The organism is Mucilaginibacter oryzae, assembly GCF_003148845.1.
Taxonomy (GTDB): domain Bacteria; phylum Bacteroidota; class Bacteroidia; order Sphingobacteriales; family Sphingobacteriaceae; genus Mucilaginibacter; species Mucilaginibacter oryzae.
Genome location: NZ_QGHA01000001.1, coordinates 185,446 through 198,611, shown reverse-complemented (window position 1 = coordinate 198,611; position 13,166 = coordinate 185,446). Strand labels below are relative to the sequence as shown.

Genomic DNA, 13,166 nt, shown 5'->3' with positions numbered 1-13,166 from the left:
AATTTAACATGAACTCGATTTTAAACAGATATATTTTGGCGGCTGCCATAACGGTAGCGCTGATGGCTGGCGGTTGTAAAAAAGACACGGTAAATAAAACCAGTCTGGAGCTAACAGCAGACGCTAAATTCAATATATACCCGAAAGCCGTATCCAATACGGCAACGGGGAGCACAAAGGGCTGGGTTGGTGATGTAATGCCCTACTATGTTAACGGCCAGTTTGAGCTTTTTTATCTCCATGACGCGCCGGATCAGGTTAAACAGAGCAGCCCGGGTCAGCACGATATCCATAAATTTAGCAGCAAGGACCTGCTGAATTTCAGCGACGACGGTGAAGCGATTCCTTACGGGAACGCAAATACCCAGGACAACCTGATCGGTACCGGATCAATGATCAAAGTAGGGGATACCTATTATTACTATTACACAGGTTTTAACGGCAATGCCAACTGGTTGACTAACAACAACCCCGGGTTTGCGAACGCCAACACCCGCGAAGCTGTCATGTATGCCACCAGTAAGGACCTGAAGACGTGGACTAAGAAAAGCGATTATGTGTTGAGGGCATCCACGGGATATTCCGGTACTGATTTCAGGGACCCCTACGTTTTTTATAACGACGAATTTAGCCAATATTGGATGCTGGTAAGCACGCAGCAGAATGGAAAAGGTGTCGTACTCGTATATACAGCAGATGACCTCGCTTCCAACAAATGGACGATAAAAGGTCCCCTGACCGTAGAAGGGGATTATCTGATGCTGGAATGTTCTCAGATACTGAAGATAAATGGAAAATACTTTATGTTGTTTGCAGAGGATTGGACGAGCACACCGGGAACGCATTATCGTGTTGCGAGCACAACCGCCGGCCCATGGTTAAAACCGGCTGACGGGCAGGATATGTTCGACGGATACCAGTTCTATGCCGGCCGGGAAACGACAGATGGCGCTAAGTATTATGCTTTCGGCTGGGCACACCGCCGTACCCCCGAAAATGACGGGGGGACACTAACCTATGCCGGTAATATGATAGCACACGAAGTTTTTGCCATAGGCAGCGATAAACTGGGCGTCAGAAGTCCCGCCTCTTTGAATGGATATTTCGGAAAACAAAGCGAACCTGCGATCAGCGGGAATGCGGGTACAGTTTCCCAAACAGGGGGGAGTTATTCTTTAAACGGAAGCACCGCACCGGCCCTGTATAAATTCGGTGCCATGGATAGTACTGTAATGCTAAGGGGAACTTTTAATTTAAGTAATGTTACGGGTACCGCATCTATAGGGTTAAACACCAGGGCAGATAATTCCAGTACTTATGTCATTAAAATGGAGCCTGCCAACCATCGCATCGCAGCATATAATAATGGAAAGGAAGTTACGCGGGTACCGTTTACATTCGAAGCAGGGAAAGCGTATAATTTCAGTTTAGTAATGGATGCCTCGGTAGCTGTTCTGTATGTGAACGATCAGGTTGCCCTTAGTAACCGTGTTTACAGCATGGCCGGAAATCCCTGGAGCCTGTCTGCAGATATGCTGAATTTCAATATCACTAACCTGAAAGTCTTTAAACATTAACGTGTTGCCTGATAACTATATATGCAAAAAATTGAACGTTATATATTGTTACTGATTGCATTTGCCCCTATGTGTTTAAAAGCCCAGCAGAGCCGGATTGAAGTCATTAAGCAAAAATATCGCCCGCTTTATCATTTCAGTCCGGCAAAAGGCTGGATAGGCGATCCCGATGGCCTCGTTTTTAATAACGGCCTATACCACTTGTTTTGGTGGGGGCATGCTACATCACCCGACCTGGTACACTGGCAGGAACAGCCCAGGCCCATGAAAGGAGACGATGGCAGGTTCTCTTATTTCAGCGGATCAGTCGCTGTTGATAACAGCAACACCAGTGGGTTTGGTAAAAAAAGCATGGTAGCTGTTTTTACAAGACACTTTCCAGGGGATACACTACCGGAAACACAGGTGTTATCAATAAGCAACGATAGCGGAAAAACTTTCCATTATTACCAAAATAATCCGGTGCTGGATATCAAAAAGATTTTTTTCCGGGATCCACAGGTTTTTTTCTACCAGCCCGATAAGCGATGGAAGATGGTTGTAACCCGGCCGGATATACAACAGATTTGTATTTATGAATCTCCCGACCTGAAAAACTGGAGTTATTGCAGCAGCTTCAGCGGACTTGGTGCCAAAAATTCCTTCTGGGAGTGCCCTGATCTTTTTCAACTGCCTGTTGAGGGCAGGAATACGAAGAAATGGGTTATGATCATCGGGCGGGGGCCGAACAAAGTACAATACTTTGTTGGTGATTTTGATGGCAGGCAATTCATACCAGCCGCCAGGACTGTTGATTATCTTAAAAACGGCAAGGGTATTGACGGTATTGTCTTCGATGATTTTGAAACCGGTGTTGAAAAGCGCTGGAAATACGATGGCGCGGCTTTTCGAGTGAGTAAGAAGTTGGATGTCTCTGACTATTTGGGTAATGGTTTTGCGGGTTCGGCAGTAAAAAGTTCCTCAACCGGTAAAATGATATCACAAACGTTTACTATTAAGCATAGCGCCATTAATTTCTTATTGGCAGGAGGCAACCATCAGCAAAGCATCTGCATTAGCCTGGTGATCGGAAAGAAAGTTTATCGTACTGCAACCGGTGACAATACAAAGGTGCTTAAATGGAATGGCTGGGATGTACGTGAACTCATCGGGAAAAGAGCTCGGCTGGAGATAATTGATTCCAATCCGGATACTTCTAATGCGTACATAGCAGTTGATCATATTATATTCTCCAATAAGCTGATGAACCATCAGCTGGAACACGCACAATGGCTGGATTATGGACCGGATTATTACGCCACCCGTACCTGGCGCAATTATGATGCCGGCAAAAATATGGGTGATTCGGTATTTTCTCTGGGTTGGATGGGCAATTGGCAGTATGCCGGGAAAGTACCAACTACATGGGGTAAAGGCTTTGAATCTTTACCAAGGCTGTTAACATTAAGGCAGACTAATAGCGGTTACCAAATAATTCAGCAGCCGGTACCGCAGTTGGCTCAGTTACGGGGACCTGAACGCAGGGCGACGGTCAACGTTACGGGCTCGCAAAAACTGGACAGTTTTAAACCCACAAAAAACAGTTATGAAATAGCGGCTGTTTTTACGCCTTCGGTCAAAGCCAACTTTGGGATGAGTTTGCTGACAGGTGAAGGCAGAAAACTGCTGCTCTCTTATGACCCGGTTACATCCATATTAACTTTAGATAGGACCAATTGCACCGATTTTGTTGCCGACACAGCGTTTACCAGGCTATTCGCCGGGAAGATAACAGCACCGGTTGCCCTTAAAAATGGCAAGCTGCATTTGCATATCTTTGTGGATCGTGCATCTGTCGAGGTCTTTGCCAACGAGGGCGAGATGATATTGAGTGCGGCTACTTTTCCGTCGGAGGAACAGCTCGGTATCCTGCTTTTTTCAAATGGCGGGCCAACCAATGTCTCCCTGAAAGCCTGGGAACTTAAAACCATTTGGGAGCAATAAATTACTTTAACATTTGAAAAGACATCCGCTAATTATGAACAAATTTAACATATTAATGATCCTGTGTATTGGTGCACTGACCTTTGGTTGCGCCGCAACAAAAACTGCCTCGCAGCCCTACATGGCTGAAAAGCACCGTCCCCAGTTCCATTTTTCCCCAAAAGCACACTGGATGAACGATCCAAACGGCATGGTATATTTAAATGGTACCTACCATTTGTTTTTTCAGCATAACCCGGGTGGCACTACCTGGGGGCCAATGCATTGGGGGCACGCCACCAGTACCGATTTGCTTCATTGGTCAGAGCAGCCGATAGCGCTTTATCCCGATAGTCTGGGTACGATTTTTTCCGGAAGCGCAGTTGTTGATAAAGAGAATACGGCAGGTTTTGGCAGAAATGCAATGGTAGCCATTTTTACGTATCACAATCAAAAAATAGAAGAGGCCAAAACAGGCTTGCATCAGTACCAGGGCATTGCCTACAGTACGGACGAAGGGAAAACCTGGACCAAGTACAAAGGGAACCCGGTGCTGCCCAACCCCGGTATCTGGGATTTTCGCGATCCGAAAGTACAATGGTTTGAAGCTGGACAGAAGTGGATAATGACACTCGCCACGAAGGACCGCATCACATTCTATTCATCGCCCGACCTGAAAAGTTGGACTAAAGAAAGTGATTTCGGTGCAACACTTGGTGCCCACACGGGCGTTTGGGAATGCCCCGACTTGTTCAGCCTGAATTATAACGGCCAGAAAAAATGGGTGCTTTTGGTGAGCATAAATCCCGGTGGCCCAAGCGGTGGTTCTGCCACGCAGTACTTTACCGGTAGTTTTGATGGTAAAACATTTGTACCTGATAATACATCTACACGTTGGATCGATTACGGTGCTGATGATTACGCAGGGGTAACCTTTTCAAATACCGGTTCGCGCAAAATTTTTATCGGATGGATGAGTAACTGGCAATATGCCAATGTGGTGCCCACCCAAAACTGGCGAAGTGCTAATACCATTCCGCGTGAATTAAGGTTGGCTGATATCAAGGGGCAGGCCTTTTTGACATCAACGCCTGTCAATGAACTCGCTAAGATCACCGGTTCGGTTAACAATCTTTACAATGTGAACGTGGATAAGGAGTTTGACCTGTCCCCGCAGATAAAACCGTTGGGAGGGAAATATGTGTTGAATATTGAAATGGCTGACTTACAGGATTTAACACTGCACTTAACCAATGCTGAGGGCAATGAAGTGATTGTAGGTTACGATAAGGTTAGTAATACCTATTATACCGACAGAACGCGGTCTGGCAATATAGAGTTTGAGAAAAGCTTTGCCCGTAAAACAATAGCTCCCCGTATCGCAACCGGAACCGGCTTGTCGATAAAAATATTGATTGATGTGGCTTCGGCTGAGGTTTTTGCTGATGACGGTTTGTCTGTAATAACAAATATATTCTTCCCCGGGGAGCCTCTGAACCTGGTTCATATCAGTGCAAAAGAACCGCTACTTATAAGGAAGATAGGTTATGCTGCAGTAAGTTCTTCTCTGAAGTAAGACTTACGTGCATAGCCCGACCGGAGAAAGTGATCCCGGAGAGATTCGAACTGTAGATCGAAGGATTATGAAGTAAAAGACTCTTAATAAAAAATTTGGTCAATGTGGCGCATTTAGGCTCTCATTGTGCCAGTGGAAAATAAAGACCTATAAATGATATCGACACTTCATTTTATTTCGAAATAGAAATATACATTCAATCGTTTCTCTAACGTCTGGGACCTCGACGATGTTCATTATCGTTGTCTTGCTCCGGTAAAATACGACCGAATACCTTTACAATTGCCGAAATAGTAGGTTTAGCCCATTCAGGCAAGTCATTACTCACAAAAACTATTTGCCGGTTCTGTACGCTTAGTAATGATTTCAGCCCGTATAAATTTCCACTGGCATCGATGAATTCAACGTTTTCAAAACGATCCGCCAAGTATTCAAAGTTCTTTAACCCTTCGATAAAATTATAACGGATGCTACTTGTGTCTACAAAATGACCGCCTCCTTTGACACGCGCTGTAACGCGTTCCATGGATTGCTTAACGTCGCCCAGACCAATATAAATTACGCTGGCAACATAATTATTTTCCTTAAACCGGTTTACGATATCCAGAAGCCCCGTATCTCTTAAATTTGTTTCAACCGTAAAATCCGTTTTGTTTTTTAATACTTGTGCTATGCAGTCCTGGAAATATTGCTCAACTACGTAAGATATGCTTTCGCCTGAGAGGCCGGGATAAAGTGCTTCAATCTTTGCAGCCTCTTTATCTGCGTCAAAGATAAATTCACCGGCTGCGGATAAATCTTTTGAAAAAGTAGATTTACCTGCACCGTTCGGCCCCGCCACGATCAGTAGTTGCGGGTTATCCAAAGTCATAACTAAAGGATTTTGATCAGGTGTGCTGTGCCTTGGTCATCTATTCGTACCAGCTCTTTTCTATCGCGATACTCATGCACCATGTAGTCGGTGTTGGGACAGACCGCTTTATCGAAGTAGGTGAGATAGCCATTCCTATTGAATGTTTCGCGCATTACGACATCAGCGGTAGGACGAAGCCTGTCGGCCAGTTCCTGACCCGACAATTCGAATATCGATTTGGAACGTATGTCTTTTACTGTGCTGCGCATGATCTGTTGTAATGTTCTCATACAAAATTAACTAAAATAATTTATCTAAATCAGATGTTTTAAAGCAGCATAAGCTTATAATATACCTTATGCTGCTTTTCGTGGTCTATATTCTTTGGCATCATCAAATTCTCCATTAAGTTATGTTTTTAGTGATTGTAAATGCTTGATGTTTTAATATCAACCTATTAGATGGCGTTTGGTGATCAACTGATTAATATCGTCGCTGACTTTATTATCAGTAAGTTTAGCATAATGTTGTGTCTGTTTAATCGATGAATGTCCCAGTATTTTAGAAACTGTTTCTATGGGAACTCCATGACTCAATGTAACCGTAGTAGCAAATGTGTGCCTTGCGATATGGAATGTAAGTGGTTTATCTATATCACAAGTATCAGCTATTTCCTTCAGATAAGAATTCATCTTTTGGTTGCTTAAAATAGGCAGGAGTAATCCGCTTACAACACATCTTGGATGCGCTTTATATTTCTCAACGATGGCTAGGGCCTCTGGCATGAGGGGCATTCTTGTCGAAGCGCCGGTTTTCTGCCGATTAGTAAAAATCCATAGATTTTTATCGATGCCGATATGCAGTTCATCTGTCCGTAATTTTTGGACATCAGCATAAGAGAGACCAGTGTAGCAACTAAAAATGAAAATATCCCTTACACTTTGTAATCTTTCGTTTTTAAAATTTTTGGTGGCAATGGCATTTAACTCATGCTCGGTTAAAGCGTGTCGCTGAACAGGCTTTTTAGTGAATTTAAAGTTTGCGAAGGGATCAGATGACAGCCATTTGTTTTTAACCGCAATTAAAACAATCTTTTTAAAGTTTGACAGATATTTCATTGTTGAGTTATGGTTGCATTTTTGAACGCCCTTCAGCCAGAAGTCAAATTCTGCTATCGTTTCATGATTCAGTTTTCTGACGTCAAGATCCTCTGCGCCATATTTCCATTTTAGGAAGCTTTTTGTATGCTCCAGTGTTGTGGCGTATCGCTTGATGGTATTGCTTGCAAATTCCTTCCCTTCAAGTGCTTTCAATTGTTGGTTATGCTTATTGAATACTTCAATGATTGTCTTTTTGTCTTCATCGGCACCTGTCATATTCTTCTTGATGGCCTCGGCTGTAAGTTCTTTATCAGCTTCCATCAGTCGCCGCTTTGCCTGGTAGACTTGCTGTGTAAGTGTATCCAGAAAGGAGTTTAATTCCCGGGTCGTTTCTTTGCTACCGGTTGAACGTCCGGTCTTTGCACTCCAGGTAGAAGTGTGGCATTTTCTTTTAGTAGATAGCTCGCTAGATTTACCATCGACTGTAATTCTCAGGTAGATAGGATAAATACCATTTGGGCTGTTTTTGGGTTTGCGCATGAAGAACATTAACCCGAAGCTTTTTTCCAACATAATCATTCAATAAAAAAGTTAAACAAATGTCGATTTTGATGGCCTTTTTATCAAGATGTTCATCTCTGAAACATGTTGATATACAAAGCTTTGTAAGCTTTTCGTTGAACGATTTTGAATGCTCTTGCGAGTTCAACGAATCGTTCAACTAAAACATGAGGTTGAATGAATCTTTTGGAGGGGTTTTAAAAGAAAAAGCCCCTAAATCATTTGATTTAAGGGCTTTTGAAGCGATTTTACTCTGCTTTTGTACTCAGAGCGGGAATCGAACCCGCACTCCGTTTACGGGAACAGGATTTTAAGTCCTGCGTGTCTACCAGTTCCACCATCTGAGCAGGTGTTAACCTTTTAAAAATAAAACCCTTCTTTGTTACCGGAAGGGCTTTGAGCGAAAGACGAGATTCGAACTCGCGACCCCGACCTTGGCAAGGTCGTGCTCTACCAACTGAGCTACTTTCGCATTGGTATTCTCGCTTTTTTGAGTTGGCTTTCGTTAATCGTTTGCCTATCTCGTTTGCGGGAGTGCAAATATAGGCAGAATTGAATAGCCTGCAAGAAAAATTTTCAATTTTTTTTAAATAGTTTATAACCCGCTGTTTTTCAAAACATCAGCAATAAGCCCGGATTCATAGCCGCGGCCCATGGCGTATTGTTGTAGTTTGTAACGTCGTTTCATTTCGTTTTTTTCGGTTAAGGTGGCCGCCTTTTTTTGCAACAGCCGGGTTAGGGTGGCTAAGTAATCATCAAGGTCAATACCCAGCAGCGCTTTTTTGATCAGTACATCGGGTACGCGTTTTAATTTAAGGCCTTGTTTTATCTTGATCTTACCCCATGCCTTCTGCTTAAATTTGCCCTGCGCGTAGGCGTTGGCAAACCGGGCCTCGTTTAAAAAGTTGCCTTCAATCAGTTGGGTTATGATTTGTTCAATGGCATCCGGCCATAATCCCCACTCGTAAAGCTTATCGCGCACTTCCTGTTGCGAACGTTCCTGGTAGGCGCAAAAATGCTCTGCTTTAGTAAGGGCAATTTTCGGGTCGCTTATTTTTATTGCTCGGGGTTGCTCCATCAAAAGTCAAAATTCGTTAAAAATTATGCTATTTGTTTTAAATATCTCCAAATTAGCGGCATGCCCAACACTACATATACCATAGCAGCCATTAAGCAAATTATCAAGGCCGACGGCAATATTGTGCATGATTATACCATCAGCGCACTGTTTACCGATAGCCGCCGAATCAATAACCCTGCCGAAGGCCTGTTTTTCGCATTGAGGGGCAGGCGCAACGGGCACGAGTTTGTTGCCGAGGCTTATGCCGCCGGTGTGCGTAATTTTGTAGTGGGGCATGGCCCTGAGTTTAACCTGCCCGGCGCCAACTTCTTATTGGTTCCTGATCCGCTGGCCGCTATGCAGGCTTTGGCTGCTTACCACCGCAATCGTTTTAATTTGCAGGTAATTGGCATTACGGGCAGTAATGGCAAAACCATTGTTAAGGAATGGCTGTACCAGTTGCTTTCGGCCGATAAAAATATTGTGCGGAACCCGAAAAGCTATAATTCGCAGATAGGCGTGCCGCTTTCGGTATGGCAGATTAGTGAGCGGAATGAACTGGGTATTTTCGAAGCCGGAATTTCTACCGTTAACGAGATGGACCGCCTGGAGGCTATGATCAAGCCCGAAATAGGTGTGCTTACCCACATGGGCCCTGCGCATGACGAAGGCTTTGAATCGCCAAAACAAAAGCTACTCGAAAAGTTAAAGTTGTTTAAAAGCAGCAAACTGCTCATTCATAATTATGATCAGCTGCTCGATTTTAAAAACGAGATCACGGCCCTGGAAACCTTTACCTGGAGCCGCAAGTTACGCGAGGCCGACCTGTATGTTTTCAGCGAAACGGTGATCAGCAAAAATTACTACCTGCGGGCGCGTTACCAGGGTAAAGAAATTGAATGCCTCATTCCTTTTACAGATCAGGCCTCGGTAGAGAACGCCATTACCTGCTGGGCCGTTATGCTGGCGATGGGGTACAGCGCTGTCGAAACCGATAAACGCATTGAACGCCTTACCCCCGTAAGCATGCGGTTGGAATTGAAAAACGGCGTAAACAATTGCTCGGTTATTGATGATTCGTACAACTCCGATCTGCAATCGCTCGAGATTGCGTTAAATTTTTTATCGCAACAAAATCAGCACCAGAAACAAACGCTCATCCTGTCGGATATTTACCAATCCGGTTTACCGCAGGATGTTTTGTATAAACAGGTGGCCGAATTGGTCGGCACTAAAAAGGTGGATAAATTTGTTGGGGTAGGCGAAGCTTTACAAGCTCACCAGCACTATTTCGATGTGGCCGAACAGTATTTTTTTAAAGATACCGCCACGCTGCTGCAGCAATTAAAATCGCTTGCTTTTAAAGATGAAACCATCCTGATCAAAGGCTCCCGAAGTTTTGAATTTGAGCTGGTGAGCCGAGCTCTGGCCCAAAAGGCGCATGAAACCATTATGGAGATTAACCTGAACAGCTTGCTGAACAACCTCAACTTTTATCGCGCTAAGCTGAAGCCGGGTGTAAAAGTGATGGCCATGGTTAAGGCTTTCAGTTATGGCAGCGGCACGTTTGAGGTAGCCAATATGCTGCAGTATAACAAGGTTGATTACCTGGCGGTAGCCTATATTGATGAAGGCGTATCGTTGCGGCAGGCCGGTATTACCCTGCCCATCAAAGTGCTTAACCCCGAAGCATCGGCATTTGATAAATTAACCGAAAACAAGCTGGAGCCCGTTATTTACAGCTTTGGCCTGCTGGATGATTTTGTTACCTACGCCATAGGCAAAAACATTGTTAATTATCCTGTTCACCTTAAAATTGATACTGGCATGCACCGCCTTGGTTTTGAAGGTTATGAGATAGAAACATTATGCGATATGCTGGAAACCAACCGGTACTTAAGGGTGCAATCGGTATTTTCGCACCTGGCCGCGAGCGAAGCGCCGGAACATGATGAGTTTACCAAAAAACAAATCAAACGTTTTGAGAAAGCTTTTAAACAGATTGAAGCTACATTGGGCTATGAAGTAATTAAGCACATCTGCAACACCTCGGGCATCAGCCGCTGGCCGCAGGCGCATTATGATATGGTGCGATTAGGGATCGGATTGTACGGTATCGATTCGTCGGTGTCCGCGTCCGAAACGGGTTTACAACCCATTGCCAGCTTAAAAACCAGCGTAGCGCAGGTAAAAAAGATTGGCGCCGGCGATACCATCAGCTACAGCCGCAGCGGTAGCCTGGCAAAAGACGGTAAAATTGCCACGGTGCGCATCGGCTATGCCGACGGTTACTTACGCGCCTTTGGCAAAGGCGTAGGCAAAATGCTGGTGCGGGGTACCGTTGTGCCAACGGTAGGCAATATTACCATGGATATGTGCATGCTTGATGTAAGCGGACTCGATGTGCAGGAGGGCGACGAGGTGATTATATTTGATGCCGAGCACCGTATTGAAGAACTGGCTAAACAGATAGGCACCATCCCTTATGAAATATTAACTAATATTTCGCAAAGGGTAAAAAGGGTGTACTTTTACGAGTAAATTCAAGTACTATAAATGAACAGGGTAGCGCGGGCATTATTCAGGTATTTTGTAAAGGGCATGCTGGTGGTTGTGCCGGTGGGAGCCGCCATTTTCCTGATGTACTGGGCCGTAGCTTCGATAGATAAAGCGCTTAACCTTAGCGACCTTTGGGTTGATAAGGCAGGCAGGCATATCTATATCCCCGGTTTAGGCATCCTGAATGTCATCGTGGTGATCATGGTAATGGGCGTGCTGGTAACCAATGTAATTACCGAGCCGATAAAAGCCTGGTTCAGGCGCTGGTTTGCGCGGCTGCCTATCTTCGCTTTTTTGTATTCATCCATAAAAGATCTTACTGAGGCGTTTGTTGGCGAAGAGAAGAAATTTAATGAGCCGGTATTGGTTGAAGTGAACGAATTCGGCTTAAAAAAAATAGGTTTTTTGGTTCAGAAAGACCTGGAAAAAATAGGCCTGCCGGGCGAGGTTGCCGTTTATTTCCCTTATTCCTATTCATTTGCCGGGCAGGTAGTGATCATTGCTGCCGACAAAGTAAAACCCATTGACAAAAGCGCCGCGGATATGATGAAATTCGTAATATCAGGCGGGGTAAGCGGGTTGGATTAGCCAGCCTCCTTTAAATCTCCCCCGGTAGGGAAGACTTTTTTTCGTATTCAAGGCCCTCGTTTTCAGGTAGGGTTGGTCCGGGGTTCAGCCTGTTTTTCTTGATACTTTTCATGGCCATAAAAACAGCAATCAACATCAATATTGCCCCTAAAATATAGGGCGCTCCCGGAAAGTAAGCAGAGGTGTTACGATGCGTAAACAAATGAAAAACAGAACTCATCAGCAACGGACCGATAATCACCGCCAGGCTGCTGATGCTGGTGAGTGATCCTTGTAATTCGCCCTGCTCTTTGGGGGATACGGTACCCGTAATCATCCCCTGTAAGGATGGGCCGGAGATGCCGCCGAGACAGTAAGGCACCATAAAAACATACATCATCCAGCCCTGGCTGGCAAAGGCAATGAGCGTTAGGCCGATAGTGTAAAATAGTAAACCTGCAATGATGTTTTTTTCCTGCCCGAATTTGGGGATGGTAATCCTGATGAGGCCACCTTGTATAGCTACGAGTACAATCCCAATAAAAAAACCTAAAAAACCTATGCTTTTCAGTGTCCAGTCAAATTTTTCGGTAACGTAAAAGGATAGCACATATTCAACTGATTTTTGGGCGATATACACCAACGAGAAAGCGCCGATTAAGCCGGTTAAGGAAGGGTATCTGCCCAAATTACGCAGGGAACTGATGGGGTTTGATTTTTTCCATTCAAAACGCCTGCGGTTTTTTAAGTCTAATGATTCGGGCAGTACAAAATAACCGTATGTAGCGTTAATAAGGGCCAGGCCCGCGGCAAGCATAAATGGAAATTTAACGTTTAATTCGCCCAAAAAACTGCCGGTACCTATGCCGATTATAAAACCCAGTCCCGATGCCGCGCCAACCAAACCAAAGTTGGCCGCCCTGTTTTTGCCGGTGCTGATGTCGGCAATGTAAGCAGTGGCGGTGGTATTACTTGCCCCGGCAAAACCTGCTATGGCGCGGCCGATAAACAGCCAGCCGATGGTTGGGGCAAAAGCCATAAAAATATAATCGATCCCGAAACCGATCAACGAGCCCAGTAAAACCGGTCGGCGCCCGTGCCTGTCGCTCAGGTTACCCAAAAATGATGAGAATAAAAATTGCATGGAAGCGTAGGTGAACGTAAGGTAACCGTTATATTGCGCGGCGGTACTCACATCAACATGCCCCAAGGTTTCGAGCAGTTTGGGCATTACCGGGATAATGATGCCCAGGCCAAGCACATCAATAAAAAGCGTTACGAAGATAAACCCTAAGGCGGCGGTGTGTTTCTTTTTAGGTGTGGAGCTCATTAATGATGATAAAGGTTTAAG

Annotated in this window: 10 protein-coding genes and 2 tRNA genes; 5 read left to right on the top strand and 7 right to left on the bottom strand. The window is 44.7% G+C overall.

From position 1 onward, the window contains the following. Positions 1 to 8 precede the first annotated feature (8 nt). The 3 genes from LX99_RS00830 to LX99_RS00820 are packed head-to-tail and all read left to right on the top strand — an operon-like array spanning position 9 to position 5,115. Complete coding sequence (locus LX99_RS00830) at positions 9 to 1,577, top strand: glycoside hydrolase family 32 protein (RefSeq protein ID WP_109605533.1); 1,569 nt, start codon at positions 9 to 11, stop codon at positions 1,575 to 1,577. 21 nt (positions 1,578 to 1,598) lie between these two features. Next, positions 1,599 to 3,560 carry a glycoside hydrolase family 32 protein gene (locus LX99_RS00825; RefSeq protein ID WP_109605531.1) on the top strand — a complete coding sequence of 654 codons (1,962 nt, stop codon included), beginning with the start codon at positions 1,599 to 1,601 and terminating at the stop codon, positions 3,558 to 3,560. 34 nt (positions 3,561 to 3,594) lie between these two features. Then, positions 3,595 to 5,115 (top strand): glycoside hydrolase family 32 protein, encoded by a 1,521-nt coding sequence (locus LX99_RS00820; protein ID WP_109605529.1) that lies wholly within the window; start codon positions 3,595 to 3,597, stop codon positions 5,113 to 5,115. Between the two features lie 208 nt (positions 5,116 to 5,323). Here LX99_RS00820 and LX99_RS00815 read toward each other — a convergent pair whose 3' ends face one another. The 6 genes from LX99_RS00815 to LX99_RS00790 all read right to left on the bottom strand — a co-directional run bounded on the left by LX99_RS00815 (position 5,324) and on the right by LX99_RS00790 (position 8,707). Beyond that, a complete protein-coding gene (locus tag LX99_RS00815) occupies positions 5,324 to 5,986 on the bottom strand; it encodes a zeta toxin family protein (RefSeq protein WP_109605527.1) in 663 nt (220 codons plus the stop codon). Between the two features lie 2 nt (positions 5,987 to 5,988). Further along, positions 5,989 to 6,237, bottom strand: coding sequence for a hypothetical protein (locus LX99_RS00810; protein WP_109605525.1), 249 nt, complete (start codon positions 6,235 to 6,237; stop codon positions 5,989 to 5,991). A 180-nt stretch (positions 6,238 to 6,417) separates the two neighbouring features. Further along, positions 6,418 to 7,641, bottom strand: coding sequence for a site-specific integrase (locus LX99_RS00805; RefSeq protein WP_109606918.1), 1,224 nt, complete (start codon positions 7,639 to 7,641; stop codon positions 6,418 to 6,420). Between the two features lie 250 nt (positions 7,642 to 7,891). After that, positions 7,892 to 7,976: transfer RNA gene (locus LX99_RS00800), tRNA-Leu, on the bottom strand. 52 nt (positions 7,977 to 8,028) lie between these two features. Further along, positions 8,029 to 8,101, bottom strand: a tRNA-Gly gene (locus LX99_RS00795). Positions 8,102 to 8,224: 123 nt separating this feature from the next. Beyond that, entirely contained in the window at positions 8,225 to 8,707 is a 483-nt protein-coding gene (locus LX99_RS00790) for a regulatory protein RecX (RefSeq protein WP_022831730.1), read from the bottom strand. Positions 8,708 to 8,767: 60 nt separating this feature from the next. Here LX99_RS00790 and LX99_RS00785 point away from each other — a divergent pair, with 60 nt between their 5' ends. Next, positions 8,768 to 11,230 carry a bifunctional UDP-N-acetylmuramoyl-tripeptide:D-alanyl-D-alanine ligase/alanine racemase gene (locus LX99_RS00785; RefSeq protein WP_109605523.1) on the top strand — a complete coding sequence of 821 codons (2,463 nt, stop codon included), beginning with the start codon at positions 8,768 to 8,770 and terminating at the stop codon, positions 11,228 to 11,230. A gap of 15 nt (positions 11,231 to 11,245) precedes the next feature. Further along, positions 11,246 to 11,836, top strand: a complete 591-nt coding sequence (locus LX99_RS00780; RefSeq protein ID WP_109605521.1) for a DUF502 domain-containing protein — start codon at positions 11,246 to 11,248, stop codon at positions 11,834 to 11,836. A 10-nt stretch (positions 11,837 to 11,846) separates the two neighbouring features. Here LX99_RS00780 and LX99_RS00775 read toward each other — a convergent pair whose 3' ends face one another. Next, the gene (locus tag LX99_RS00775) at positions 11,847 to 13,145 is read right to left on the bottom strand and encodes a TCR/Tet family MFS transporter (RefSeq protein ID WP_109605518.1); all 1,299 of its coding nucleotides are present in this window, start codon (positions 13,143 to 13,145) and stop codon (positions 11,847 to 11,849) included. Positions 13,146 to 13,166: the final 21 nt, after the last annotated feature.

Coding starts and splice junctions, on each gene's coding strand:
- LX99_RS00830 (WP_109605533.1), top strand. CDS start 9: ATGAACTCGATTTTAAACAGATATATTTTGGCGGCTGCCATAACGGTA.
- LX99_RS00825 (WP_109605531.1), top strand. CDS start 1,599: ATGCAAAAAATTGAACGTTATATATTGTTACTGATTGCATTTGCCCCT.
- LX99_RS00820 (WP_109605529.1), top strand. CDS start 3,595: ATGAACAAATTTAACATATTAATGATCCTGTGTATTGGTGCACTGACC.
- LX99_RS00815 (WP_109605527.1), bottom strand. CDS start 5,986: ATGACTTTGGATAACCCGCAACTACTGATCGTGGCGGGGCCGAACGGT.
- LX99_RS00810 (WP_109605525.1), bottom strand. CDS start 6,237: ATGCGCAGCACAGTAAAAGACATACGTTCCAAATCGATATTCGAATTG.
- LX99_RS00805 (WP_109606918.1), bottom strand. CDS start 7,641: ATGTTGGAAAAAAGCTTCGGGTTAATGTTCTTCATGCGCAAACCCAAA.
- LX99_RS00790 (WP_022831730.1), bottom strand. CDS start 8,707: ATGGAGCAACCCCGAGCAATAAAAATAAGCGACCCGAAAATTGCCCTT.
- LX99_RS00785 (WP_109605523.1), top strand. CDS start 8,768: ATGCCCAACACTACATATACCATAGCAGCCATTAAGCAAATTATCAAG.
- LX99_RS00780 (WP_109605521.1), top strand. CDS start 11,246: ATGAACAGGGTAGCGCGGGCATTATTCAGGTATTTTGTAAAGGGCATG.
- LX99_RS00775 (WP_109605518.1), bottom strand. CDS start 13,145: ATGAGCTCCACACCTAAAAAGAAACACACCGCCGCCTTAGGGTTTATC.